The sequence below is a fragment of the Chryseobacterium lathyri genome (assembly GCF_019970085.1).
GTDB classification, from domain to species: domain Bacteria; phylum Bacteroidota; class Bacteroidia; order Flavobacteriales; family Weeksellaceae; genus Chryseobacterium; species Chryseobacterium lathyri.
This window is the reverse complement of record NZ_JAHXYG010000002.1, coordinates 308,315-333,629: the sequence shown is the minus strand read 5'-3', so window position 1 is coordinate 333,629 and position 25,315 is coordinate 308,315. Positions and strand designations below refer to the sequence as shown.

General features: G+C 36.7%; 26 protein-coding genes and 1 pseudogene. 8 read left to right on the top strand and 19 right to left on the bottom strand.

All coding sequences use genetic code 11. The features are described 5' to 3' along the window. Window positions 1-77: 77 nt before the first annotated feature. The 7 genes and pseudogenes from LC418_RS06870 to LC418_RS21085 form a co-directional block, all read right to left on the bottom strand. Window positions 78-803, bottom strand: a complete 726-nt coding sequence (locus LC418_RS06870; protein WP_223558560.1) for a hypothetical protein — start codon at window positions 801-803, stop codon at window positions 78-80. Window positions 804-818: 15 nt separating this feature from the next. After that, entirely contained in the window at window positions 819-1,553 is a 735-nt protein-coding gene (locus LC418_RS06865) for a hypothetical protein (protein WP_146896878.1), read from the bottom strand. 22 nt (window positions 1,554-1,575) lie between these two features. Next, entirely contained in the window at window positions 1,576-2,322 is a 747-nt protein-coding gene (locus LC418_RS06860; RefSeq protein ID WP_223558559.1) for a hypothetical protein, read from the bottom strand. 414 nt (window positions 2,323-2,736) lie between these two features. After that, window positions 2,737-3,351 (bottom strand): response regulator transcription factor, encoded by a 615-nt coding sequence (locus LC418_RS06855; protein ID WP_111955917.1) that lies wholly within the window; start codon window positions 3,349-3,351, stop codon window positions 2,737-2,739. After that, a complete protein-coding gene (locus LC418_RS21025; RefSeq protein ID WP_223558558.1) occupies window positions 3,326-4,756 on the bottom strand; it encodes an ATP-binding protein in 1,431 nt (476 codons plus the stop codon). Before LC418_RS21025 ends, LC418_RS06855 begins: the two co-directional genes overlap by 26 nt. Further along, window positions 4,735-6,093 carry a hypothetical protein gene (locus tag LC418_RS06845; RefSeq protein WP_223558557.1) on the bottom strand — a complete coding sequence of 453 codons (1,359 nt, stop codon included), beginning with the start codon at window positions 6,091-6,093 and terminating at the stop codon, window positions 4,735-4,737. The genes LC418_RS21025 and LC418_RS06845 overlap by 22 nt, the downstream gene beginning before the upstream one ends. A 99-nt stretch (window positions 6,094-6,192) precedes the next feature. Then, a pseudogene (locus LC418_RS21085) lies at window positions 6,193-6,246 on the bottom strand (hypothetical protein); the annotation flags it as partial. A gap of 364 nt (window positions 6,247-6,610) precedes the next feature. On the opposite strand from LC418_RS21085, the gene LC418_RS06835 reads away from it, so the two are divergent. Together LC418_RS06835 and LC418_RS06830 are read left to right on the top strand one after the other, a co-directional pair. After that, entirely contained in the window at window positions 6,611-7,048 is a 438-nt protein-coding gene (locus LC418_RS06835; protein ID WP_223558556.1) for a transposase, read from the top strand. Window positions 7,049-7,054: 6 nt separating this feature from the next. Beyond that, entirely contained in the window at window positions 7,055-7,369 is a 315-nt protein-coding gene (locus tag LC418_RS06830) for a helix-turn-helix domain-containing protein (RefSeq protein WP_223558555.1), read from the top strand. A 113-nt stretch (window positions 7,370-7,482) separates the two neighbouring features. Here the strand turns inward: LC418_RS06830 and LC418_RS06825 are convergent, their stop codons facing one another. Both LC418_RS06825 and LC418_RS06820 read right to left on the bottom strand, forming a co-directional pair. Further along, complete coding sequence (locus tag LC418_RS06825) at window positions 7,483-8,550, bottom strand: hypothetical protein (protein WP_223558554.1); 1,068 nt, start codon at window positions 8,548-8,550, stop codon at window positions 7,483-7,485. Between the two features lie 653 nt (window positions 8,551-9,203). Continuing rightward, entirely contained in the window at window positions 9,204-10,046 is an 843-nt protein-coding gene (locus LC418_RS06820) for a helix-turn-helix domain-containing protein (protein WP_223558553.1), read from the bottom strand. Between the two features lie 154 nt (window positions 10,047-10,200). On the opposite strand from LC418_RS06820, the gene moaA reads away from it, so the two are divergent. From moaA to LC418_RS06795, 5 genes are read left to right on the top strand one after another with little or no spacing between them, the layout of a single operon-like run. Then, window positions 10,201-11,187 (top strand): GTP 3',8-cyclase MoaA, encoded by a 987-nt coding sequence (gene moaA, locus LC418_RS06815; protein WP_223558552.1) that lies wholly within the window; start codon window positions 10,201-10,203, stop codon window positions 11,185-11,187. A 2-nt stretch (window positions 11,188-11,189) separates the two neighbouring features. After that, window positions 11,190-12,389 (top strand): molybdopterin molybdotransferase MoeA, encoded by a 1,200-nt coding sequence (locus LC418_RS06810; protein ID WP_223558551.1) that lies wholly within the window; start codon window positions 11,190-11,192, stop codon window positions 12,387-12,389. Window positions 12,390-12,396: 7 nt separating this feature from the next. Beyond that, window positions 12,397-12,873, top strand: coding sequence for a cyclic pyranopterin monophosphate synthase MoaC (gene moaC, locus LC418_RS06805; RefSeq protein ID WP_223558550.1), 477 nt, complete (start codon window positions 12,397-12,399; stop codon window positions 12,871-12,873). After that, window positions 12,854-13,456 carry an NTP transferase domain-containing protein gene (locus tag LC418_RS06800; protein WP_223558549.1) on the top strand — a complete coding sequence of 201 codons (603 nt, stop codon included), beginning with the start codon at window positions 12,854-12,856 and terminating at the stop codon, window positions 13,454-13,456. Before moaC ends, LC418_RS06800 begins: the two co-directional genes overlap by 20 nt. A 23-nt stretch (window positions 13,457-13,479) precedes the next feature. Continuing rightward, window positions 13,480-14,514: a HesA/MoeB/ThiF family protein gene (locus LC418_RS06795; RefSeq protein ID WP_223558548.1), complete on the top strand. Its 1,035-nt coding sequence runs from the start codon at window positions 13,480-13,482 to the stop codon at window positions 14,512-14,514. Window positions 14,515-14,572: 58 nt separating this feature from the next. On the opposite strand, the gene LC418_RS06790 is transcribed toward LC418_RS06795, so the two are convergent. The 7 genes from LC418_RS06790 to LC418_RS06760 are packed head-to-tail and all read right to left on the bottom strand — an operon-like array spanning window position 14,573 to window position 20,653. Next, a complete protein-coding gene (locus tag LC418_RS06790; RefSeq protein ID WP_223558547.1) occupies window positions 14,573-15,490 on the bottom strand; it encodes a bestrophin family protein in 918 nt (305 codons plus the stop codon). A 32-nt stretch (window positions 15,491-15,522) separates the two neighbouring features. After that, entirely contained in the window at window positions 15,523-17,925 is a 2,403-nt protein-coding gene (locus LC418_RS06785; RefSeq protein WP_223558546.1) for an FdhF/YdeP family oxidoreductase, read from the bottom strand. Between the two features lie 28 nt (window positions 17,926-17,953). After that, on the bottom strand, window positions 17,954-18,304 hold the full coding sequence (locus LC418_RS06780; protein WP_223558545.1) for a DUF7009 family protein: 351 nt from the start codon (window positions 18,302-18,304) through the stop codon (window positions 17,954-17,956). Further along, window positions 18,301-19,176: a formate dehydrogenase accessory sulfurtransferase FdhD gene (fdhD, locus tag LC418_RS06775; protein WP_223558544.1), complete on the bottom strand. Its 876-nt coding sequence runs from the start codon at window positions 19,174-19,176 to the stop codon at window positions 18,301-18,303. Before fdhD ends, LC418_RS06780 begins: the two co-directional genes overlap by 4 nt. A gap of 46 nt (window positions 19,177-19,222) precedes the next feature. Further along, window positions 19,223-19,639, bottom strand: a complete 417-nt coding sequence (locus tag LC418_RS06770; RefSeq protein ID WP_223558543.1) for a molybdenum cofactor biosynthesis protein MoaE — start codon at window positions 19,637-19,639, stop codon at window positions 19,223-19,225. Window positions 19,640-19,644: 5 nt separating this feature from the next. After that, complete coding sequence (locus LC418_RS06765) at window positions 19,645-19,887, bottom strand: MoaD/ThiS family protein (RefSeq protein ID WP_223558542.1); 243 nt, start codon at window positions 19,885-19,887, stop codon at window positions 19,645-19,647. Between the two features lie 16 nt (window positions 19,888-19,903). Further along, entirely contained in the window at window positions 19,904-20,653 is a 750-nt protein-coding gene (locus tag LC418_RS06760) for a sulfite exporter TauE/SafE family protein (protein WP_223558541.1), read from the bottom strand. Window positions 20,654-20,838: 185 nt separating this feature from the next. Here LC418_RS06760 and LC418_RS06755 point away from each other — a divergent pair, with 185 nt between their 5' ends. Further along, entirely contained in the window at window positions 20,839-21,789 is a 951-nt protein-coding gene (locus LC418_RS06755; protein ID WP_223558540.1) for a Dyp-type peroxidase, read from the top strand. A 175-nt stretch (window positions 21,790-21,964) separates the two neighbouring features. Here the strand turns inward: LC418_RS06755 and LC418_RS06750 are convergent, their stop codons facing one another. The 3 genes from LC418_RS06750 to prmA all read right to left on the bottom strand — a co-directional run bounded on the left by LC418_RS06750 (window position 21,965) and on the right by prmA (window position 25,124). Continuing rightward, a complete protein-coding gene (locus LC418_RS06750; protein ID WP_116012115.1) occupies window positions 21,965-23,053 on the bottom strand; it encodes a fatty acid desaturase family protein in 1,089 nt (362 codons plus the stop codon). 383 nt (window positions 23,054-23,436) lie between these two features. Next, window positions 23,437-24,279, bottom strand: coding sequence for an SH3 domain-containing protein (locus LC418_RS06745; RefSeq protein WP_223558539.1), 843 nt, complete (start codon window positions 24,277-24,279; stop codon window positions 23,437-23,439). 17 nt (window positions 24,280-24,296) lie between these two features. Next, window positions 24,297-25,124 (bottom strand): 50S ribosomal protein L11 methyltransferase, encoded by an 828-nt coding sequence (prmA, locus tag LC418_RS06740; RefSeq protein ID WP_223558538.1) that lies wholly within the window; start codon window positions 25,122-25,124, stop codon window positions 24,297-24,299. Window positions 25,125-25,315 lie beyond the last annotated feature (191 nt).

The following is a 25,315-nucleotide window of genomic DNA, read 5'->3' as shown; positions in this document are numbered from 1 at the left end:
GCAATCGCAATAACCTTATTCAATATTAACTCCACAGGCTTTTGTAGGCTATAGGAACTACCTGTTTTCTATATACATTATAAATCTCCCAGATAGGTCCAGATCACTTCCTGTTCTTTAATTCTGTGGGTAGCGTTGCATACATTGAATCCCCCTAATCCCCAGAAAAAGGCCGAACTGGTGTCACCTTGTGCTAAATAGACTACTCCGGAAGTCGTTACTTTTCTATCCTGATACCCTGCGGTTCCCCGAAAATTATAACTGAATGTCCCGGAAGGTGTACTCAAGAGTGGGAGGAATTCCAATTGAAAATACTGAACAATACGTGCTGTAAATTTATAAAACCCCTTTTTATCAGCAGTAATTGTTCCGGACACTCCCATATTATTATCTCTCACATCGAGAGTAAAATTTCCACTGCCTGATCCTGTACAGGTTGTAACGGTCGTTTTTCGGCCCCTTGAATATAATACAGGCAAATTGATCGTATTAGTCGCTAATTTATAATCCATTAATGCCTGCCATAAAACCCCATCATATAAATAAATTAAATCCTTATACACCCTACCCGTTCCGGTGCCTGAGTCTGAAAGGTTGTATACCAACAACCCTTTGACCGGATTGGTTACTGTGGTAATATCTGTCGTGGATGTCAAAGAAACCCTTGGGAGTATCAATGCCTTATCTGATGAGGATAATTCCAATATCGAAGATGGATCTGGAGTGGCCGTTCCTATTCCCACTTGACTTTTAATGGTAATTGTTACCAAACCTATTAGTAAACAAAATATCTTTTTTTTCATTGTAATCTATATTATCTATTCTCCTATATATTGCCAAACGACCTGCTGTTCTCCTATCCGATCAGCAGCTACACATGTTCCACCTAAATGCCATTGAAACGGTTCGGAAGTGTCCCCTTGTTCTAAATACACTGATCCTGTAAATACCGTGGTTTGCCAGGCTCTTACCGCCGTTGTACCATCTCTGAATGCATAGTTAAGCATCCCCGGAAGCAGAAAAGGGCTGTAGGCTGATTGCAGCATAAACTGCCTGATACTGACACTCCAGATGTAGTAGCCCGTTTTATTGGCCACTATTGAGCCATTAGCGTTAATAGTTGTTTTTATATTCTTTAGAGCTGTCAACTGGAAATTTCCCATAACAGCACCTGTACAGGTTGTAGTATTAATAGTTTTATTTCCGACAGCTACCAGCTCGGGAAATAAACTACCCGAAGCTATTTCTCCATCTTCCACCATTTCATCCCAGCCTGTTCCATTGAATTTATATAACCGCCCTTCATATACTGCGTTTTCACCAGTACCGGAGTTTTGCAATGCTAAGGTCAACATGCCCATTGAAGGATTGGGAATCGTGGTTATATCAGTCTTTGAAGTTAAAGGGACCCGAGTGATTAAAAAGCCCTTTTTCGCGGAGGACATTTCCAAAATTGATGATTGTGCAGGAGCGGCAGTACCTATACCAATCTGGCTCATTAACTGTCCGGTTAAAAGGAAGGAAAAAAGTACTGAAAAATATATTTTTCTCATTTTTATAGTATCAAATTTAAGTTTATAAAGGATTTCCCAAATACTCCCAAGTCACTTCCTGGCCTTGAATTCTACCATCGGCAGTACAGGTATTATTTCCTAGGTGCCATTCGAAGCCTGAAGTGATAGTTCCCTGTGTTAAATAAATAACTCCCAATATGGAGGCAGGCTGGGCCGAAAGTCCCGCCCCTCTATACAAATAAGAATAGGTAGCCAGACCTGGGGCTTTGATATATGGACTTTGACTAAAAGGCTGGCTGGGAACTGGCGGCATTAATTGAACTATTCTCACCGAAAACATATAATATCCATTCTGAGGAGCGGTGAGGCCTCCTGCGGCAGTTAAGTTGCTGCTTCTTTGATTGAGGCTAAACGGTCTGGTGACAACTCCAGTACAGGGCTCTGTGGTTGTTTTTCTTCCTACAGCAACAATCTTAGGTAATTCATTGGAGATAAATTTCTCTCGTGTCGTAAGAGGCTTCCATTGGGTACCGCCAAACTTATACAGCGTATCTTTCTGTATTGCCGTAATGCCTGTTCCAGAATTTTGAGTGGCATACACAAGCAGTCCTTTTGCAGGGTTGGGAACCGTTATAATATCTGCTGTAGAGGTTAGTGCTACCCTCGGCAAAAGCAATCCTTTGTTGGAAGCATTTAAATCCAGCAAGGAAGAAGGATCAGGAGTAGCTGTGCCAACTCCTACCTGACCCTGCGCGGCAATTCCTGTTATGAGAGCAAAGACATAACAATAGTGCTTAATTTTTTTCATCGTTCATGGGATTGGTTAATACTTTTATCATTACTTCGTTTTAGTGTCTAAATATTTATTTTCTTAATTATATTTGCTCTTAGATTATAGGAATCATCATAGTAAATCCCCTCTCCATCATTAGAAAGTACTTCATTTTAAAGCTGTAAAGATTTGTTTTTTTAAAGAGGCTTCGTACTGTAAAGATTCCGGTTACAATTTTTATATCGTAAAGGTATTTGATTTATACGGCGTGTTGAAATATAACACATACAGCTTGTTCTGCTTATTTATAGAACTAAATCTACAAACAGGCAGAGCTTTGCGCACCCGATCGCAAGCTGGAAAAACAAAAATCTATAATATAAATTATAGATTCTATTTTGACAGATAATAAGGGTTTTAAATTGTTGTGAACTAACAAATAGGCTGCATCTAATGTAAATTTTTATATAATTCTATGAGTTCTGCTATATTGTTAATTTTTAATTTTTGAAAAATTCTCTTTTTAAAGGTGCTTATTGTATTTATTCGTAGACCCAAATGGTTCGAAATTTCTAAATTTCCATTTCCCTTAGCCAATAGTTCAAATACCTGATATTCACGGGGAGAAAGTTTTTTTATACTATTCCCCCCATCAAAATTCTTTATGATAAAAGGAATAAGCTCAGACGGGTAGAAATATCCGGTTTCTAAAATAGTTTTTATAGCGTTTTTTATATCCTCTTCTGTTCCCAACTTATTTAAATAGCCATCCGCTCCTTTGCGAATATACTGTATGGCAATGTTTTGATCATAAGCGGAAAATATTAAAATCTTAAGGTCTTTCTGAGTATTTTTTAGCTCAGAAATCATTTCGGTATATTTTGTTCCCGGCATATCAATATCTAAAAGGAGAAGATCATAATGATTAGTTTTGAGAAATTCTTTTACACGTCCATAGTTTTCTGCTGAATCTATTGTAAGCCCGGGATATGCCGATCTTAAAATCAGGGCTGTTCCGGCCCTTACTACAGAATGATCATCAGCTATTAAAATTCTTTTTTCCATTCATTTTATTTTTGTAAATATTGACTTCAACAGCAGTTCCACCAGGATAATTTTTGTAAAATGATATATCCGCATACATTTTTTTTACAAGATAAATAACCATATGTAGACCAAGACCGTAATTTCTAAATTTTATAATATCCTCATTCATTGACATTTGGTACAATCCATTGTAATAAGTTAATTGCTCCTGAGACATCCCTTTGCCAGTATCTGCTATTTTCAGAGTGATCTTCTCCTGATTATCTTCAGCAATAATATAAATGATGCCCCCAGATGTATTTTTCACAGCATTATCAACCAGATTATGGACAATACACGATAGGATACTTTTATTAAACTGACAATAAATGTTGCCCTTTCCAATAATTTCAATTCTGCTATTTTGTGATTTACTAACTTCATTAAATAGTTTTTGTTTGGCCATTAATATCTCACTAATAGGATATTCATCCTTTTCGTATACATCGTAAGTTCCAAATAAATCACTGTATTCCTTAAGATGCATGGTAAAATTATACAGCTCTTCCGAAGATTGATGAATGCTGTCGAAATATTCTTTCTGAAGATCAACTTCACGGACATCGATTAATTTTTGAGACATCATAGCAATAAACTTAACAGGAGTACTAATGTCATGGCTGATAGCTTCTATCAGCTTTTTCTGATACTCCGATTCTTTCTGCATATCATTTTTTACGGCTTCAAGATGTTGCGTACTTTCTTTAAGCGCTATTTTAATATTAGATACTTTTTTTTTGAGCAATCGATTTCTTATCTGTAAAAATTTAGTTCTTGTGTAGATGATTACTATAAATATGAATAAAAATAAAATAGTAACTGCTAATTTAAAAGCTGTAGTTTGGTAAAAAAGTGGTTTGATTTTAATTTTTACGGTTCTGTATTCATAACTGCCCTCCGGAGAAACCTGAACCCTTAATTGCAGAGTATAATTACCCGGGATTAGATTGCTTATCGTATATTTTCTTTCGTTTTTAATTTCAATTTGCCGCCAGTCAGGATCCTGCCCTTCTATCTTTGCCTCAACTCTTAAGTTATAAGAATTTGAATAGTAAGGAATATCAATAAAAATATCTGCATGCTTATAATTATTCTCTAAAATAAGATCCTTTGAAAAATAAGTAATATCTGAATCATTAATTCTCACTCTTTCAACATATATTCTTTTTTTATCGGGATAATACGCTTTGATATCTTTCGGATCAAAAAATACAAACCCTTCCATTGAGGGAAATACAAATTCACCATTTTTCAAGGAATAGGCATCAGGCATAGAACCACCGTTAAATTCAGTGGTTAGTAAGCCATCATTTTTCGTAAAACGGTAATAAAACACAGGAGTCTTATTGTTTTCAGAATATTTTAAAAGCTGTTTTTTAGCCACCTGAACAACCCGTTATTGGAAGATATCCAGTAATATCCATGCGTATCCCCCAAAATATAGTGTGCGGAATTTAAATATGAATTCTGGTCTAAAGGCATTTTGAAAAGCTTCTTATCTCTAAACAAGAAGAAACCATCTTTGTTGGTGGTTATCCATATTTGTCCGTCCGAGGTTCTGATAATATTTTTTACATTTATCTCTTTAGCTACTTGGGCAGCAATTTTCTGTTTTAGCCGTCCTAAGTACAAACCGTCGCTACATCCAATCAAAAATTCGTCGTTGTTATATTGCAGAAATGAATTCACAAATCCAGTAAACTCCAACGTAGTATTTATAGTCTTTAATTGTTCGTCTTCAAATAGATGTAGGTAGGAATGGGTAAGATCTGTTGTAGAAACGGCAAACTGGTCTGCACTTTTAAAAAAACCTTTTAAGCCCGGAAAATGAATGCTATGAGTGGTAGTATATTGGGTGGATTTATATCTTCTAACCACATCATCGTCATTCTTGTACAAAATATTCCCTGAATCATCGTAAAACATAAAATGCTTGTCATTAACACCGAAATGATGATTCTTTACGAGCCCATGCTTATTAACTTCATATCCATAGGGGTCTATAATTGTATTTTCATTAAATGGTATGGAAGAACTGCTTACTTCATCCACAAAATGAATTTTTTTCTGAGCTGTGAAAAATTGGGTCAGCTGTACAATGTTTAATCCTTTGGTTACGCTTCCCAGATATAATCTTTTAAAATCTTTATCATAAAATATAGAATTAAAGAATTGATTTCCAAAATTCTTATAGGTTATCAAAAATTTTAATTGCAACTCATCATTCTTATAGCCCTGCAAAAGATAAATGTTATCATTATTGATGATGAAAGTCTGACCGGTAATCTGCTGCCAGTATATTTTCGTTTCAGGATCATTAAAAAGAGTTGCCTTCGTAAGAGTTGTTAGCTTTCCCTTATCAACTCGGTAAGTTTTTCTGTTTTTTGGATCGGCGATAAAAAGAGTATCTTCTTCATTAAGAAATATGGTAGATAAATCGGTAGTAACGATTGGAACTTTGGTCTGCCTATTTTTTTCATCGGTATATATAATCCTGTTATTATAAAAACTATATTTTCCGGAGCTGGTCTTTATATAATATTTGGTATTAGAGCCGTATTTGGATTCCGGAGAATTTTTCGATATCCTTTTTAAAAAATTAAACTTCTCCTTAGTAAATGTTCTTGTGAAAGTGCTTTTTGTAATAGAATGGACTTTTCTTTTTCTTATAAGAATTTTATTCTCGTCATTATTGTTATAAATTACAATACTGTCATTCAACACATTTCCATAGAAATTTTCAAAATGTAAGTTGGTAACTGCTAATTTATTATGTATTGTAAATACCGAGCCATCATATTGCACTATTCCATTGTCTGTAGACAGCCATATAAAACCATACTTATCTTTTACAATAGCTTTGACACTATTCTGTGGAAGGCCATTCTCTGTATTATACCATGAAGAAACATATTGACCATATGATTGCTGAAAGTGAAATAAAAAAAATAATCAATATAGATATTCTCATAGTACAATTGGTAATTCTGCAAAATTAGTCTATTATACAGTACAATTTTGTAGAATATGTTCTACATACAACAAGACAAAGTCGCAGGATAAATTTTCAGGAAAGTGCTACACAACAAATATCTTTGTAAAAGACAAAAACTGGTTCATGACAGGCAGCTGGACGGTAATACAAGTAATCATTAATTTCTCTTTGCAACGGCCTCCATCTGTTTAAAGATAATTATCTAGTGTATCTAAAATGTCAGTTCTTAAATTCCAGAAATTTATGGAGACAATAACAAATAACTTCAAGCAACTTAACATTGGGGCATTAGTCCAACAAAAAGTGAGAGAAACAAACATAGAAATCTCTCGAATATGCAGTTTTCTAAAATGTACAGAAGAAGAGGTAGAAAATATGTACCTCAGTAAATCCTTAGATTCAGAAATTCTCCTGAGGTGGTCGAAGCTCTTAAAATATGATTTCTTTAGGATTTATTCTCAACATTTAATTTTATATTCTCCTTCCAAAGCTTTACATAAAGTAACAGAAAATAAAAAAACGATAATGCCTCAGTTCAGAAAAAATATTTATACAAAAGAAATCATTGACTTCGTCCTGGAACTGACTGAAAAGGGAGAGAAAACAAAACAGCAGATAATGGATGATTATGATATCCCGAAAGCCACCTTCTATACCTGGATCAAAAAATATAAAAGATAAAACCTTATGCCTAACTATAAGAAACTATATACGGATATTATTAGCCATAAAAATCCTGAAAAATGGGAAGAGTGCTCATTTATTTTAGCTAAGGAAGAACTTACAACTCTGGATATTATTAATCTTAATGAAATCATTTTCAATGATGCAGATAAAGAGGTAACAAGATTTAACCAACAACATAAATCATACGATAAAAATGCTATCATCGATATGCTCATGCATCAACAAGTTAATAAACTGAATAATACTCAGCTGGCTACTCACTTTAAATTAAGCAGAAATTCTGTTGCTAAGTGGAAAAAAGAGTATACACTTTAAGCTGGGCGAAAAATACAATACTAAATGCCTACAAATACCTACAATTAAGAATAAAAAAATAAGTCTGCTATTGTATATGGCAGACTTATTTTAAAGCGTTATTAAGTTTAGATTTAATACCTCGTAAGAATTATCCTATACCCTCTTGCGACGTTTCCATTATTAGTAATATTTATTGTTCCTGCCGCCGGCATGGTTAGCGTATAGTTTAAAGCACTCGGATTTCCACCATCCGCACAGCCAACCACATCTGTCCAGGCAGTTGAAATGCTGTATCTACTGATCTCATTAAAGATAGGTGACTTTGCTGTATTTCCACTCCCTTGACTCCCCCCTAATCCATTGATCGAATATAAGCTGCTTGCAGTGCTATTTATTACGTAATATTCTGCAATTGCCACATTACCACAGCCATCTCCAACTATGACCACAGCTTTATAAAAACCACCATCAGATAAACCCGTAATCAATTGTCCGGTAGCTCCGCTTGCGAGATTGTTGAGAGCAGATGAGAGAACGGCCCCAAAAGTTGTAGAAGGAGAAGCTTTAACCAATACTCCATTAGAATCCGCATAAACAGGAGTTACAGCATTAGTTCCTGCTACAATATCCATCGTTCTAATTCTCGTATGACCTGCTACATCCAATAATTCTGTCGGTGCAGAGGTTCCGATTCCTACATTTCCAGCAGAGGTGATCCTAAGACGTTCCAGATAACCTCCACCAAGAGAATTTCCCATATAAAAGTCTTCATCTGTGCTTGTACGTATACTTCCAATTCCCCAATTTGCACCTCCCGATGTAGGTCCACTGTTTGTAAAACCTAGAAGTGAAAAATTTCCGGCAGCCAATGGAGACGTATTTCTCAATGCTAAAATAGACAGATTATTACCACCAGCTGGAGCATCAATTAAGGTATACCTGTTTAAATTAGCTGTGGTGGTAACTATATGCATCTTAGTCGTAGGAACAGTAATACCTACACCTAAGGATCCGGTGTTGGTTACAACCATATCATTAGCCTGTTGGGTAACTGAGGGGGCTCCCACAGCAGGGTTATCCTTAGCTCCATCAATATGGAAGGTACCCTGAGGGTTTGAAGTACTTACGCCAACCTGAGCATTGCCAAATGATAAGAAACCTGACAGTACAAGTATCAGTGGCGAAACATTTTTTTTCATAATCTTTTGCTTTTTTTATTATTTTATTGTGTTTAATCATTAAAATCGCCTATACATTAAAAGCTATCTTTTGATTTTCACCCTTCAAATGGCTGCTTAGTCTGTGACTCGTTCTCTTCTTCTGTTGAGAAGAAGAGCCCAAAGTCAAGGAAACTAATCAAAATTTTGTGCTTTTAGAAGCGATATAAAAATTCTATTATCGTAGGGAATCCGAGAATAAAACTCTAAGACAAAGATATTTTATTCATGTAACTAACTGATAGATAAGGCGTACGATTTACTCTTGCCCGTTGTAGAAGTAATTCTATACTTCTGCTGTTATATATTATTCTACTTTAAAAAGTCATTGACCACCTTATAGAATACTTGAATATTCCCAAAAAAATAAAACATTATAAATCAACAAAATACCCGTGAAATCCAATTAAGATCAGCAGCCAAAGAGTTCGGGGGATAATCCTGTCAAGTCACTTACAGAGACACTATTTGATAGTTGTCCCCTTTTTTATACCCATAAGAATATGTGACCCAACCTTTTACAATTGGGATATGTAGAATTCAATTTTAAAGTTAGAATTGACAAAATTTCAATCTGCACATCAGCTTTTCTGCCGTATCTACCTTTAATATCTTTATTTCTATGTTGATTAAATTTAACTTTTTCCCATAGCCATTCTGTAACTCTTGGGAGTCCAGCCTGTTTGTTTTCTGAAAAAATAGGAAAAATGAGAGAAATTATTAAATCCAAGCTCAAAAGCTATTTCTTTAATTGACTTATTTGAACTGTGTAATAATTTCTTTGCTTCCAATAATATCCTTTGTCTTATAAATTCCAATGGAGATATTTTATATTGTTTCCTGCACAGAACTCCTAGATAATTGGGAGTAATGCATAGCTCTTCAGCATAAAAGGCGACACCTTTTTGCGTTTTGTAGTAGGTTTCGACAAGTTCATGGAACCGGAAAGCAGGATTATTGTAATCATTCAATGCAGATTTTCCATGCATCTGCTCTATCCAAAGGTTAATCATCAGCGCTAAAAGTCTTACCCTTGCATTAATAAGTTCCGGAAATACTACCTCCGAATGTATTTCTTTACGAATCGCATCAAACTCCATACTGAATTTTTCATAGGCTTCTTCATTTGACTGAATCATTTCGTATGTACTGTGAGGCGAAAAAGTATGCTTTAATGTAGGAGAAAATGTTTCAAGAATAGAATCATTAATGATCAGCCTTCTGCCACTCGCATGCGACGGCAGATTCCATATATATTTCCTTTTAGGGAGATGAACAAATAATTGCCGGGAATTTAAGGTATAAGTATCAATATCCGTAATACAGTTACCATCAATACATTCATCTAAAATAATGATTGTGAAAGAATTGTCAGGAAAGCGGTTAAGCTCGGAAGAACTTATTTCGCCCTGATAAATAACATCAATGTCTTTTTTATCCTCTTCTTTCAATACAGCTGAATTATTCTTTTGTTGCATCCCTTATTTATGTCCGATAAAGTTACTTAAATTCGATAATACTCATTAATATCCGGAATTGTGAAATAAATATTGTCTATTATCTGCAAGTATAGAATTACCGTTTTCGAAGAAAAACATTCAGTATATTTGTAATAAGACTTATTATATTTAAATGTTGACAGATCAATTTGGAAGGAGCATAAACTATCTTCGGCTTGCTATTGTAGACCGGTGTAATCTCCGCTGCACCTACTGTATGCCGGAAAACGGTCTTACCTGGATTAAGCAAAAGGAATTAATGACTGACGAAGAAATGCTCAGAATCTGTTCGGTATTTACAGAATTGGGAGTAGATAAAATCAGGATAACAGGAGGAGAGCCTTTTGTCAGAAAAAACAGTATTGAACTCATCCAAAATATATCGCAATTAGATGGACTTACCGATCTCAGTATAACAACCAACGGTCTTCTTACTGAACAGTATATTCCGCAACTTAAAAAATTCGGGATCAAATCTGTCAACTTAAGCCTTGATACACTCGATAAGGAACGCTTTTTCCGGATCACCAGAAGAAATAGTTTTGATCAGGTGATGAAAACCTTAGACAGTTTATTACAACATCATATAAAAGTAAAAATCAATACGGTAGTCATGGAAGGGGAAAATACTGAGGATATCATTCCATTGGTCATGCTCGCAAAAGAGCTTCCGGTAGATGTCCGCTTTATTGAAGAAATGCCTTTTAACGGAAGTGATACTGATATTTCCCTGAAATGGAATTTTACACAAATTTACAGCTATATTAAAGATCATTTCCCAAAAATCCAAAAGACAGATGATCCTAAAAGCTCAACGTCTTACAGCTATAAGATCCCAGGCTTTGCAGGAAATATTGGGATCATTGCAGCTTATACCCGTTCATTTTGCGGAGACTGCAACAGAATAAGAATCACTCCTTCCGGTATTCTCAGAACCTGTTTATATGAAGGAACCGGTGTCAACCTAAAAGATGAAATCCGTATAGGAAAAACAGATGAAGAGTTGAAAAACATCATTATCAGCAGCATACACAAAAAACCGAAAGACGGCTGGGAAGCTCAGAAACTGAGTTTAACCGCCTCACAAATCCATCAGTCAATGGCAACAATAGGAGGATAATTATGGAAATGATCAGCGTACAGCAGGCAGAAGAGATTATACTTTCCCAAATCAGAGACTTCGGAATCGAGGAGATTTTCTATGAAAATGCCTCAGGAAGAATTTTAGCAGAAAATATTTTGGCAGATCGCGATTTGCCGCCATTTGACAGGTCAACAGTAGATGGAATTGCCATCAGTTTTAATTCGTTTGAAAAAGGAATTCGCACCTTTACCATCAAAGCTGTACAGGCAGCGGGAGAAGTTCCAGTTTCTATTGATGACGAAAACGAATGCATAGAAATTATGACCGGAGCAGCTTTGGATTCTTCAATGGACACTGTCATACGCTATGAAGATATTTTGATAAATAACAATATGGCAAGCATCAATATTGTTGTTAAAAAAGGACAGAATATCCATCTGAAAGGAAGAGATAAAAAGACAGGAGAAATATTGGTAAAGGCCAATCAGCTCATTACTCCATCTATTCTCGGGATTGCTGCGTCAGTGGGAAAAACATTTCTAACAGTGAAAAGACTTCCCAAAGTAGCCATTATTTCCACAGGGGACGAAATGGTACCGCCTGAAACGATCCCTACTCCATTTCAACTAAGACGTTCCAACGGAATTACCATAAAATCCGTTTTGGAAAAATACAGAATAAGTGCTGACTGGCTGCATTGGAATGATGATTTTGAATTCATAAAAAAGGAACTTTCCCAATGTATCGAAAATTATGATATTTTGCTGATGAGCGGCGGGGTTTCTATGGGGAAATTCGATTATCTGCCCAAAGCCTGTGAAGAACTGGGAGTAGAAAAGCTTTTTCACAAAATAAAACAAAGACCGGGAAAACCGTTCTGGTTTGGAAAAAGCCAAAACGAAAAATTGATTTTTGCGTTTCCGGGAAACCCGGTTTCCGTATTTATGTGTCTGCACCGGTATTTTATTCCCTGGTTGGAAAAATCTTTGGAGATCCCAAAAACAGCACAATATGCCGTTTTACAAAATGATATAGATTTTCCATCTCCACTTCAGTATTTTGCGCAGGTAAAACTCAGTGTGAACCCATCGGGACAATTAATTGCCGAATCAGTAAATACCAATGGTTCCGGAGACTTTTCCCATCTCGCAGATACGAATGCATTCATAGAACTTCCCCTGGAAAAAACTGAGTTTAAGAAAGGCGAAGTATATAGAATCTGGAAATATAATTTTTAATGTATTTATGACAAACTTTTCACATCTTAATAAAAAGGAACAGCCGGGCATGGTAAATGTTGGCAGTAAAAAAGTTACGCACCGAAAAGCCGTTGCCAAAGCTGTTGTGATACTTCCCGAAAATATTCTGGAAGCTCTTCAAAAAGATGATTTTAAAACTAAAAAAGGCTCTGTTTTCCAGACTGCCATCATTGCAGGAATAATGGCAGCAAAAAAAACAGGTGATCTGATTCCTCTCTGCCATCCCATTGGTATGGATAACTGTGAAATAGATATTGAAATCAACTCTCAAAATGAAATTGAAATCTATTGTACTGCAGAGATTGAAGCAAAAACAGGCATCGAAATGGAAGCACTGACAGGAGCTTCTGTTGCTGCACTCACCATTTACGATATGTGCAAAGCAATGAGCCATGACATTGTGATAAAAGAAATACAACTCATCGAAAAAACAGGAGGAAAAAATGATTTCAAAAGAGACTGATTTCCCCAAATTAAACGGACTGATACTGGCAGGAGGAAAAAGCCAGCGAATGGGAAATCCTAAAGATAAAATCAATTGGCATGGCAAAGAGCAGCGGTATTTTGCGGCTGATCTTTTAGCTCCATTTTGTGAGGAGGTTTTTATTTCCTGCAGACAAGACCAACTGGAAAATTCTGACACAGATTACAAGGCTCTTACCGATACTTTTCTGAACATGGGACCTTTCGGTGGCATACTTTCGGCGTTGCGTTCTCAAAGAGATAAAGCATGGTTAGTCGTTGCCTGCGACTTACCTTTATTGGATAAAAAATCTTTAGAATTTTTAATTGAAAACAGAAATACCGAAAAAGTAGCAACTACTTATGAAAGCCCGTTTGATGGGCTTCCAGAACCGTTGATTACCATTTGGGAACCTAAAAGTTATCCTCTGCTCCTCAATTTTTTAGGATCAGGAAATACCTGTCCAAGAAAAGTTCTGATCAACAGTGATACATTAATCCTGAAACCAGGTAACCCAGAAGCTTTGATGAATGTGAACACACCTGAAGATATGGCAAAGGCAAAGGAAATTTTAAGAAAATAGATTTAACCGAAGATAAAAAACATATGAGTGACCCGCTTGAACGTTATCATTGCCAGATGGCTTTACCCGGATTTGGTGTTTCTTCTCAGGAATTACTTAAAAATGCCAAAATTCTGATAGTAGGTATGGGCGGATTGGGCTGTCCTTCGGCACAATATCTTGCTTCTTCAGGTCTAGGGACAATTGGTCTTGCGGATGATGATACAGTCTCCGAAAGCAATCTGCACCGCCAGATTTTATATGCTCCGGAAGATATTGGAAAATCAAAAGTTGACATTGCCGCTACAAAATTACAGCGACAAAATCCATCGGTAAAAATCATTCCTTTCAATTTTCGGGTAACTTCCGGCAATGTAATGGATTTAATTTCTGAATTTGATTTAATCATTGAAGGAACTGATAATTTTGAAACAAAATGTTTGCTGAATGATGCATGTGTTTTATCTGGAAAACCGTTGGTTTATGGGGCAATTTATCAATATGAAGGCCAGGTAAGTATCTGGAATGTTATACAGAAAGACGGTACTTACTCCCCCAATTACCGTGATGTTTTTCCGAATGCGGAAGAATCACAGGTTCCGAACTGCAGAGAAGGCGGCGTGCTTCCTACGCTGGCAGGAATTGTAGGATGTATGCAGGCTAATGAAGCTATAAAATATTTTACAAATCCCGAAGATTCACTGGCTGGAAAACTCTGGATGATGAATGTTCTGAATGGCAAAACACAGATTATTAAATTAAGAAAAACTTCTGTGCAGATTACAGCTTTACCTCAGGCTGTTGATACCATTACGTTTGAGCAGCTGATGCAGAAGAAAGATCATTTTGAAATCATAGATGTCCGTACATCGCAAGAGCATGAACAGTTTAATATAGGAGGAATCAATCTTCCTGTAGAAGAATTACAGGATCATTCAGATTATATTTCGGGTTGTTCAAAACCTATTCTGGTTTATTGTCAATCCGGGAAGCGAAGTACAGAAGCGGTAAGGAAAATAAAAAAGAGCTTTCCTGAAAAGGAAGTATTTTCTTTAAAAGACGGCATCCAAAAAATATAATAAATACTTCTTAATTTAAAATCATTCAGAAGTAATAATCATTCTTCTTTTTTAAGCATCAATCAATAATATTCTGAGTCATTTTCTGAGAAACAGCAATATGTTCTCCCACCATCTCATGAATGGTCTCATCAATCATAATACACATACTGTTCAAGGCTAAATCATTCGCATCTGTTCCAAAAGGCTCCTCAATTTCATCTGCAATCGCTTCAAATGCAACAAATGTATAAGCTACAAATACAACAATAAGAGGTGTAAACCATCCCAGCGAATCTACAAGACCGAAAGGCAGCAAAAAACAATAAATATACACCGTTCGATGCAACAGAACACGGTAACTGTAAGGAATCGGGGTAGAAACCAATCTTTCACAACCTCCTAAAATATCAGAAAGCTTATCAAAATTCTCATCAAAACGTGCCTGTTGGATGGAATCCAGGAAACCTTCATCTTTTGCTTTCTGAACCCATTCTGCAAGCAACCGCATAATAACTGCCGGCTTATATTTTGATCCTGCAACAATTTTCAGCTGGTCTTCATTAAGCCTTGATTTTAAATCTTCATAAGCATCTGTTCCTCTAAGTTGATGTTTCAGCGCAAAAACAAAGGAACTAAGTAAGTTAACAAAGCTATGGACAGAAATTGTATCGTTCTTTATATTGCTTAGAGTCATTGCCTGTCGAGTCAATGCACGTGTAGTATTCAACAAGGCGCCCCATAATTTTCTTCCTTCCCAAAATCTGTCATAACTGGCATTATTTCTAAACCCTAGGAATAAGGCCAGTACAAAGCCAAACAGCGTCAGTGGCGCAGGATTTAACGGAACTTTAAATGAGAGTATTATTCCATGAAAATAGGTCACCAATAAAGAAAGGATTAAAAGCAATCCCAAACGGGGAAGCAAGGCAGGCAAAACAGAACCGTGCCACACAAAAAGCATTCTGAACCAGTGTTCTTTTTTTCTTATGATCATTACTAAATGATAATTTACTTAAGTAATATGTTTTATGGTTGTTCGAGGCTTGTTCCGGCTGCAGCAATGACATGATCATCAATCCTTTTAAAAATTTCGGGACTATGCTTTCGGATTTTGATACGGACATATTTGGAAGCAGGCATATTAGCTCCATTAACTACATTATTGATGGATACCAATACATTGGTTTCCGGGAAATAGGTCATGGTGCTTTTCTGCGGGATGGGATATTTTACAACAATAAAAAGAGGAGCAATTCTTTCAATTCCGTCATCATAATTGAAAAGGTCTACGTGGTCACCTTCTTTGAGACCGGCTTTCTCTATATCTTTTTCATTCATCATGACAACTCTTCTTTCATTGAAAATCCCACGGTAACGGTCATTCAGACCATACACAACTGTATTAAACTGATCATGTGTTCTGGTGGTTCCCATCAGGTATTCGTCATCTGCAAGCGAATTATCTGGTACGGCGGTTATATTGAAAGCAGCTTTTCCCGGGTAAAATTCACTGTTGAAAATACCATCCCTTGGTCCGTTCGGAAGATAAAAACCGCCTTTCTGAACAACCCTTTCGTTATAGTTTTCAAATCCGGGAATACATTGTTCGATATCATTACGAACGGCATCATAACTGTTGATAAATTTATCCCAATCTACAACAGAACGTTCACCTAAAACTGCTTTTGCCATTCTGCAGGCGACGTGTGTTTCATTGATCAGATTTTCAGAAATCGGCTCCAGAACACCTCTTGACCATTCCACAACACCCATTGAATTTTCTGTACTTACGTGCTGAAGTTCTCCATTGACCATATCTTTCTCACTCCTGGAAATTACCGGCAAAATAAGAGCTTCTTTCCCATGGATAAGATGATTTCTGTTCAATTTTATAGAAACGATTACAGACATTTCCAGCTTCCGCATTGCTTCTGCCGTAAAGGTTGTATCCGGTGCTGCAGAAAGGAAATTACCTCCCATGCAGAACATAAATTTTACCTTTTCTTCGTGCATCGCTTTCAGGGCATTCACAACATCATAACCGCCTTCTCTCGGAACTTTAAAGCCATAATATTCCTGTAATCTGTCCAATTGTTCAGTCGTAGGATGGTGGTTAATAAGCAGCGTTCTGTTTCCCTGTACATTACTGTGACCTCGAACAGGACAGGCTCCTCCTCCCTGGATTCCTATGCTTCCTTTCATCAGCAGGAGGTTCACGATATTATAAATCATTTCTACCCCATTGTGCTGCTGCGTGATTCCCATTCCCCAACAAATGATAATGCGTTTTTTTGAGGCAATCATTTGTGAGGCTTCCCTTAGATTTTCAATCGGAATTCCACATTCCTCGGATAAAAAATTGAGGTCATACAATTTTAATTCTTCAACCAATTCATTGAAGCCCGCAGTTTTATTAATGATAAAATCGTGGTCAAGAACTTTTCCCGGATTTTTAGCCTCTTCTTCCAATACCAGAATTTGAAGTGCCTTTAAAAGTGCCATATCTCCGTTAATTTTTACAGGAAGATATAAATCCGACAATTCATAAGGCTTATTGAGCAAAGCACGAACTTCCTGTGGATTCCTGAAACCTTTTAATCCGGCTTCAGGAAGCGGATTGACTGCCATAATTTTTGCTCCGTTTTTCTTTCCTTTAGTTAATGCGGAAAGCATTCTCGGCGAATTGGTTCCCGGATTCTGACCAATGATAATGATGAGGTCTGTATCATAAAAGTCTTCCAGCTTTACGGTTCCTTTTCCGATACCTATGCTTCTTGAAAGCGCATAACCGGAAGTCTCGTGGCACATATTGGAGCAGTCCGGGAAATTGTTGGTTCCGAATTCACGGGCGAACAACTGATATACCCAGGTTGCTTCGTTGCTGGTTCTTCCTGAAGTATAAAATATGGCTTCGTTAGGCGAATTCAAAGCGTTTAATTTTTCGGAAATTTTTGTAAAGGCATTATCCCAACTTATCGGCTGATAATGGGTTCCTCCTTTCGGTAAATACATTGGCTCCACGATTCTTCCTAACTGGCTGATTTCAAAATCCGTCAGTTTTGCTAAATCATAAACCGAATTTTCTCTGAAAAACTCTGCACCGATCTTTTTTGAGGTAGCTTCTTCCGCCAGAGCTTTTGCACCGTTTTCACAATATTCTCCTAATCTTGAACGCTCATCATCCGGGTCGGGCCATGCACAGCTTGGGCAATCAAAACCATCAAACTGATTCATACTGAAAAGAGCTCTTCCTCCACGAAGAACAGAGGCATTGAGAACCAACTGGTCCAATGAATGGATAACAGCAGGAACACCAGCTGCCCAAGCTTTTGGCGGTTTCAGTTTCAAATCCAGCAATTTATATGGAGGTTCTGCAGAAGGTAATCTACTACCCTCTTTTATTTTATCGAATGAATCTTTGTTTTCCATGATTTTAAATTTTAAAAAATGAAAAAATTTAGCATTTTATATTAGGGTTGGGATAATTGTCACTTTGGTCTTCCAACGTATTATCAATACATACAAAATCTTTTTCTACTAAAAGCTTTACCAATCCTGATTGTCCGTCAAAACCTACCCTGTCTGTAGAAATCCACTCTGCTATCATTGTTGATGGCATTTTCAGTACAATTCTGTTTTCGATGAAAGCGGCTGAAAGTTCTTCGTCCTCCGTTCTTTCAATAGCATAAATAAACGGACGGTCTACAAATTCCGTAAAGCTTGAGATGACTCCGTTTTGTCCTAATTCTGCAACTTCAGACTGGGTCAAACGGAATCGTATTGAGTTGTCTTTAATTCTTATTTTCATAACAAATTTTCAATTTTAAAATGGCTGCCTGAATGGTAAATATTAAACCTATTATCCCGGAGAAAGCCTAATAAAGTGATATCAAATTCTTTTGCCAGATCTACTGCAAGGCTAGATGGCGCTCCTATTGCTGCAACAATCGTAATTCCTGCCATTGCTGCTTTCTGGATGAGCTCGAAACTGGCTCTTCCGCTTAGAACCAAAATTTTATTGTCGAGAGGAAGTAAATCTGCTGATAATGCATATCCTATGAGTTTGTCCAGTGCATTATGCCTTCCTACATCTTCACGCAGTGCCAAAAGATTGCCTTCCAGGTCAAAAATGCCGGAAGCGTGTATACCGCCTGTAGCACTGAAATTATTCTGAAACGACTGCAGCTTTTCGGATAGTTGATACAGAGTATCCAGAGAAACTTCTGTGTTTTGTTTTGTATGATTATGGAAAGTGCTTACTGTTCTTATGGATTCTATGGAACCTTTTCCACATACACCACAGCTGGAAGTGGTATAAAAATTTCTGTCGGCTTTCATAAGCTCGGGGATACAACCTTCTGTAAGCTCAACAATGACAATATTTTCACTGTTTCTGGAACATTCTGCTTCCGGAAAATATGTGCTTTTAACCTGTTGACGGCTGGAAATAATTCCTTCCGTAAACAGAAAACCTACAGCAAGCTCTGTATCATTTCCGGGAGTCCGCATCGTTACAGATATATTTCTGGACTCTTTTTTATCTGCTAAATGATAAACAACCCTTATTTCCAAAGGTTCTTCTACAGAAACATCATCCGTATAAAGAAAACTGCTGTTGTCCTTAACTTTGACGATTTCTATCTGTTCCACTGACTTATTTGATAGCAGATGGGCTTTCATAATTTAATAACTGGTTTAATAAAGGTACAAAATTTTGTTCCTCAAATTACGGATGTGCGGAAACCCATTCTTCTCCATCTTCAAAAATTTCTTTTTTCCAGATGGGAACGGTTTTTTTAATATTCTCGATCATATAGCTGCACGCATCAAAAACAGCATTTCTATGCCCGTCACTCACCACGATGATCACAGCAGCATCGCCTGGAAATAAAATTCCGGTACGGTGATGAACTACAATATTTTTTACCGAAAATAAAGAAATGGCTTTACCCACTATTTTTTGTATTTCCTTAACTGCCATAGATTCGTAGCACTCATATTCCAAACGAGTGACAGATTTACCTTTGGTCTGATTTCGTACTGTTCCTATAAATGACGCTATTCCTCCGCACGCAGGATCGGAAGCAAGGGTAAAACAATCAGTAAGATCCAGTATATTCTCTGTTATTTTAATATCAACCATATCTGTTATCCACCACTCACCGGTGGAATTATTGCTATTTCGTTAGAAACCGTTAATACCTGATGGTTTTCTGCATATTCATCATCAACGGCAATAAAATAAGATTTCAGTTTTTTCAGTTCAGGAAAATCTTTTTCCAGAAGCTCTTTTAGCGCATTAACATTTGCACCTTCATTTATTTCTATTTCTTTTTCTGATGCTCCGAAAATATCTTTCGTTATTCCGAATGCTAATATTTTAAGTATCATTTTTAAATTTAGCTTATTACCAATATTTTATTAAAACATTTATCCCGGCTACCAAAACCAAGGCAGCTGTCATTCTTTTGATGACCAAGGGATTCCATTTCAGGGACATCCTGGAACCTATCTGTCCGCCAATGAATACGGCAAAACACAAACTGAGAATTCTGAAATAATCCATGTCTGCAGATAATTTGGATAATTGTCCGAAAATCCCTGATACTGAATTTACCAATATGAAAACACTTGATGCTGCTGCAACTTTTCGTGGGGTATCCCATTTCATGAGGTTTAATAGAGGGGAAAGAAAAATTCCGCCGCCAATTCCCACCAATCCTGACAAAAACCCGATTCCCCCTCCTAAAAATCCGTTTTTGAACAGAGAGGTTTCTGTATATTCTGAGGGGTTTTCGCCATTTTTTGTTTCTGTCTTGATCCAAAGCAACAATGCAGCAATGATTAAAGTAATGCCTAAGATCAGGAAAAAAGTTTCCTGGCTTATTTTTAAAACAGCTCCCAGATACGCCATAGGAACACTTATAATCGTAAGCGGAAGTATTTTCTTCCAGTCAGTCTGCTTATTTTTGATATAAATAAATACGCCTCCTATTACCACAATAACATTACAGATAAGCGCTGTTAACCGTATTTCCTGATAAGGAAGACTATACATTGCCAGAACAGCAAGGTAACTGGATCCTCCACCAAATCCTACAGAAGAATAAATGAAAGCGATGATTAAAAAAAACAAAAAGATTTCCCAATGCCCCATATATTTTGAGAATTAATTTTCTTACAATAATACTCATTTTTAGGGCGTCATACGAAGGTATAATAAAAAGTTTCTACCGTAATTTGTGAGAAGAATATTCTGAATTGTTTATTTTATAAAACCAACCTCATTATCCCAACAGCATTTATTAAATTTGATAAATAAAAACCAATATACCCATCTCAATGAATAATACTTTTTCTACTGATTATAATGCTCAGAATGTTACAGATTATCCGAATAATAACACCTATTTTTTAATATGGAATTTTAAGGACAACGTTGATCCCGATAAGATCAAATCAGTTTTCCAAAGAGTTTGTGCTTTGGTAATTAATTTGAATAATTCGGCACTTGACCGTTTTCCGGATTCCAAAGCCAGCTGTGTAATGGGGATTGGATATGAAGCATGGCAACAACTTGAATTGCCTCAACCACTGCCTAAAGAATTTAAGAAATTCCAGGAAATAAAAGGCAGTAAACATACGGCAGTAAGTACAAAAGGAGATTTGCATTTTCACATCCGGGCCGATGAAAAAAGCTTTGCTTATGATATGGCTTCTATAATTTCCGGATATATGAAGGAAATAGCAGATTGTGTAGTTGAGGTACAAGGATTCCGTTATTGGGATAGCAGATCTATTTTAGGATTTGTTGACGGTACTGAAAACCCACACGGCATAGACCGGGATCATTTTGCCATCATTGATGATTCTGATTTACAATATGAAGGAGGAAGCTATCTTTTTGTACAGAAATACATCCACAATATTAATGCCTGGAAATCGCTTTCTGTGGAAGAACAGGAAAAAGTAATAGGCAGATCCAAAGACCTTGATATTGAAATGGATGATGATGTAAAACCTAAAAATTCACATATCGCATTGGCTAATATTGGTGATGACTTTAAAGTTGTGCGTGATAACATGCCTTTCGGAAACGTAGCAACTAATGAAATGGGAACTTATTTTATCTGCTATGCAAGTACATTCAGCACGGTTGAAAAAATGTTGACCAATATGTTCATCGGTAACCCGCCGGGAAATTATGACCGAATTCTTGATTTCAGTACTGCACAAACAGGAACATTATTTTTTGTTCCAAGTTTAGACATGCTTGATGAATTTTCAGGATAAATTTATAAAACCATAATATTAGAATATAATGAAGGTATGTATAAATATAAGTTTAACAATCAAAAATACATTTAATAAATTATAAAATATTATAAATCAACAAAATACTTATGAAATCTAATTAAGATCAGCAGCCAAAGAGTTCAGGGACACAAAGGCTAGCTACCCTATTTGGTTAATTAACGGCCGCCTCTTTGCCAAATTTTTTCAGTGTTAGAAAATGCGAGTACAGTGCCGATAAAAAGCTCTTATTTTCAATGTAAGGCAAGTTGAACTCCATCGCTGTCTTCTTCACAATAACAGAGATCTTCCCATAATGTATGTGGCAGACTTTAGGAAACAGATGGTGCTCTATCTGCCTGTTTAGTCCGCCAAGGAAAAATGCCGCGAGCTTATTGTGCGTTGCAAAATTTGCAGTTGTACGCATCTGGTGCTCCGCCCAGGCTTCTTCTATCTGCCCGGTTTCGTTAGGCACAGGAAAATTGGTCCCCTCAACAACATGGGCCAGCTGAAATACCAGTCCCATCGTCAAGCCTTCGGCAATATGTAAGAACAGAAAACCGATCAGAAACTGCCACCAGCTCACATCCAGTACCAATAGCGGCAATATGATAAAAAGGAAGTAATAAAGCGCTTTATAGAAAAACAAATTGAAATATTCCAGCTTAGGGTGCTTATTCTGATGTGCCCCAATTTTTTTCTGGAAAAACTTTACAAAATCCTTACGGAACACCCATGACAGGGAAGCTAAGCTGTAAAGCGGAAAGGCATACCAATGCTGGTACCGTTGAATGCGATTCACTTCGTCTTCCTCAGCAATCCGGATCAATCCCGGCGCGACTTCAATGTCCTCATCATGTCCGGGGATATTGGTATAGGTGTGGTGAACCACATTGTGAGTGATACTCCAAACGTATGGATTGGCGCCGATCAGATTAAAAATAAACCCGAACAGTTTATTCACTTTTTTATTACCGGAAAGTGCACCATGTATAGCATCGTGGCATACATTGAAGCCTACAAAGGCACTAAACATACCCAGAACTACTGCAAGTGGCAAGAGCATCCAGGTCGGAAGCAGACCTGAAATAATTACAAGGTAAATTCCAATGAACCCTGTAAGGAAAAATACAGTCTTGCCCCACATATGGCCATTGGCATGTTGACTTAATTGATGCTGACTGAAAAATTGATCTACTCTGCTCCTAAGAGTTGCATAAAAATGAGAACCAGAAACTGATGAGAATTTTACTTTTTGTGACATAAGATATCTTGTTTGATCTACCTAACGCGAACAAACAGATGTGCTAAATCGGGTGTTGGAATGAGGAGCGTATTAAGCTTTCCGGCACATTACCGGATTGTTTACATATATAATAACGTATTAATTGTTAATTTATTATATTTTAATTAAAGGTACATTTATTTGTCCATGCCTCATCCATCTGAATGATTTAGAAAGATTTCTAACTTAAATCATTAAAGCCAACACAATGCAATTCAAAATGATTCAGGCTCACTGAGAAAGACCCTGCAGAAAATGTTAAGTCTTTTGTATTTTAATAAAACAGATTCTATTATTCGCTAAAGGATATACAAAAGCCACCGTAATTTATACGGCAGCTGCTTTATTTTTAGTTTTGAATTTTATTTAAGTTTATAAGAATTTCCGTTCCAGAGATACGTTTTGGAAGAATGTTTTTTCTTTTCTCTGTCTTTGTCATCTCTTTCCATTTCCTCTGTTTTAAAGATAAATGCATTGGGAATTCCGCCTTTATCATTGGGAAATACAAATTCTTCGGAATGGTAGTATACATCGGCATCCCCTACATTCATCAGTTGTGGCAGTGGAACCAGTTTTTTGTCTTTAAAAAGAACATACTGAGTATAGCTTGCAATTCCGCAGGCTTCACCGGAAACCATAGCTTTAAGGGTGAGTTCCACATTCTGCAGCTTATGTCCGCTTTCAATGGTAAATGTAGCATAGCTTAGTTCCTCTCCTCTTCCGGTGTCGAAGTACACCTCATCAACTAAATTGGTTCCTTCGATGACTTTTATCCCGGCAATGTTTTGCTTTACAGTTTCATTATATTCTTTATTTTTCCGGTCTACCGTTTTTGAAAGTCCAAAAAGGAAATCGTAGCCGTTCTTATTGCGGTAACCAACGGAAAGATTACCTCCCCAGACATACCCTTCCGAAACCAAATCTCCTTTCTGATAAGAAACTTTGTACCAATTAGCCCCTCTTTCGCCTAACTTAAGTATTGCTTCTTCTTTTTTAAGGATCAGCACCTGCTGGTTGGTTTGCAGAGAATCAGTGACTTCAGCTTTTACATCCGGTTCTTTTCTTACTCTGGTCCGGTCTGTAAAAATTTTCTGGGGTTTGTTTTCTTCAAAGCTGAAAACTCCGTCAGGATAAACGCCATTTTCTTCCTGTGCAGAAAAAAACTGCAGGAACAGCAGGCATAAAACCGTCAATAAAGATTTCATATGACTATTGTTTTTCATTATTTTTCCAGCAAAAGGCTTACCCATTCTTCACGCTGAAGTTTCTTTTTAAGTTCCAGTCCGCTTTCTTTGCATACTTCCAGGATATCATCCACGTCAAAGAAGCACAGTCCGGAAAGCAGCAGTTTTCCCCCTTCATTCATAACAGAAACATAGGTAGGAATATCGGAGATCAGGATATTTCTATTGATATTAGCCAGAATGATATCAAAGTTTTCTTTTCCTAAATTTTCTGCGGTTCCCAGTTCAATATCAAGTTCAACCCCGTTTCTGGCAGCATTTTCTTTTGAGTTTTCCACAGACCATTCGTCTATATCAATCGCTTTTGTATCCCCTGCACCTATCTGCTTTGCATAAATTGCCAAAACCGAGGTTCCACATCCCATATCAAGCACTTTTTTACCATTGAAATCAATATCCATCATCTGCTGAATCATCAGATGCGTTGTAGGATGATGCCCTGTTCCGAAAGACATTTTTGGCTGAATGATGATTTCATGCATTCCCGGGACAGATTCATGGAATTCTGCTCTGATGAGCACTTTATCATCAATATTGATCGGCGAAAAATTCTTTTCCCATTCTTCATTCCAGTTGATATTGGGCATTTCTTCGAAAGAATAAGTGATCTGTACATTTTCATTTTCAAAAAGCGGAAGTGCTTTAAGATCTTCTTCTTTAAACTGTTCTTTCTGGATATATCCTAAAATTCCGTCGATTTCTTCCGTAAAGCTGTCAAAACCTATTTCGATAAGCTCCGCCATTAATATCTCGTTCCATGGCTGCAATGGAGAAATCCTGAAATTGAATTCTAAATAATTTTGCATGTGAGTGAATAATTTAGTGCAAAAATAAGGATGTTATTATTGTTAAAAAAATTGAAGTGCCATGAGTCTTGTATATTTTGAGAATAATGTCTTTCTTTTATGGCAAAGGCTAGTGAGATTTTTTTACTTTGGCTAAAGCCGGATAAGATTGTGTAAAAAGAGAAAGCGGGCTAAAGCCCGCTCCTATTGAA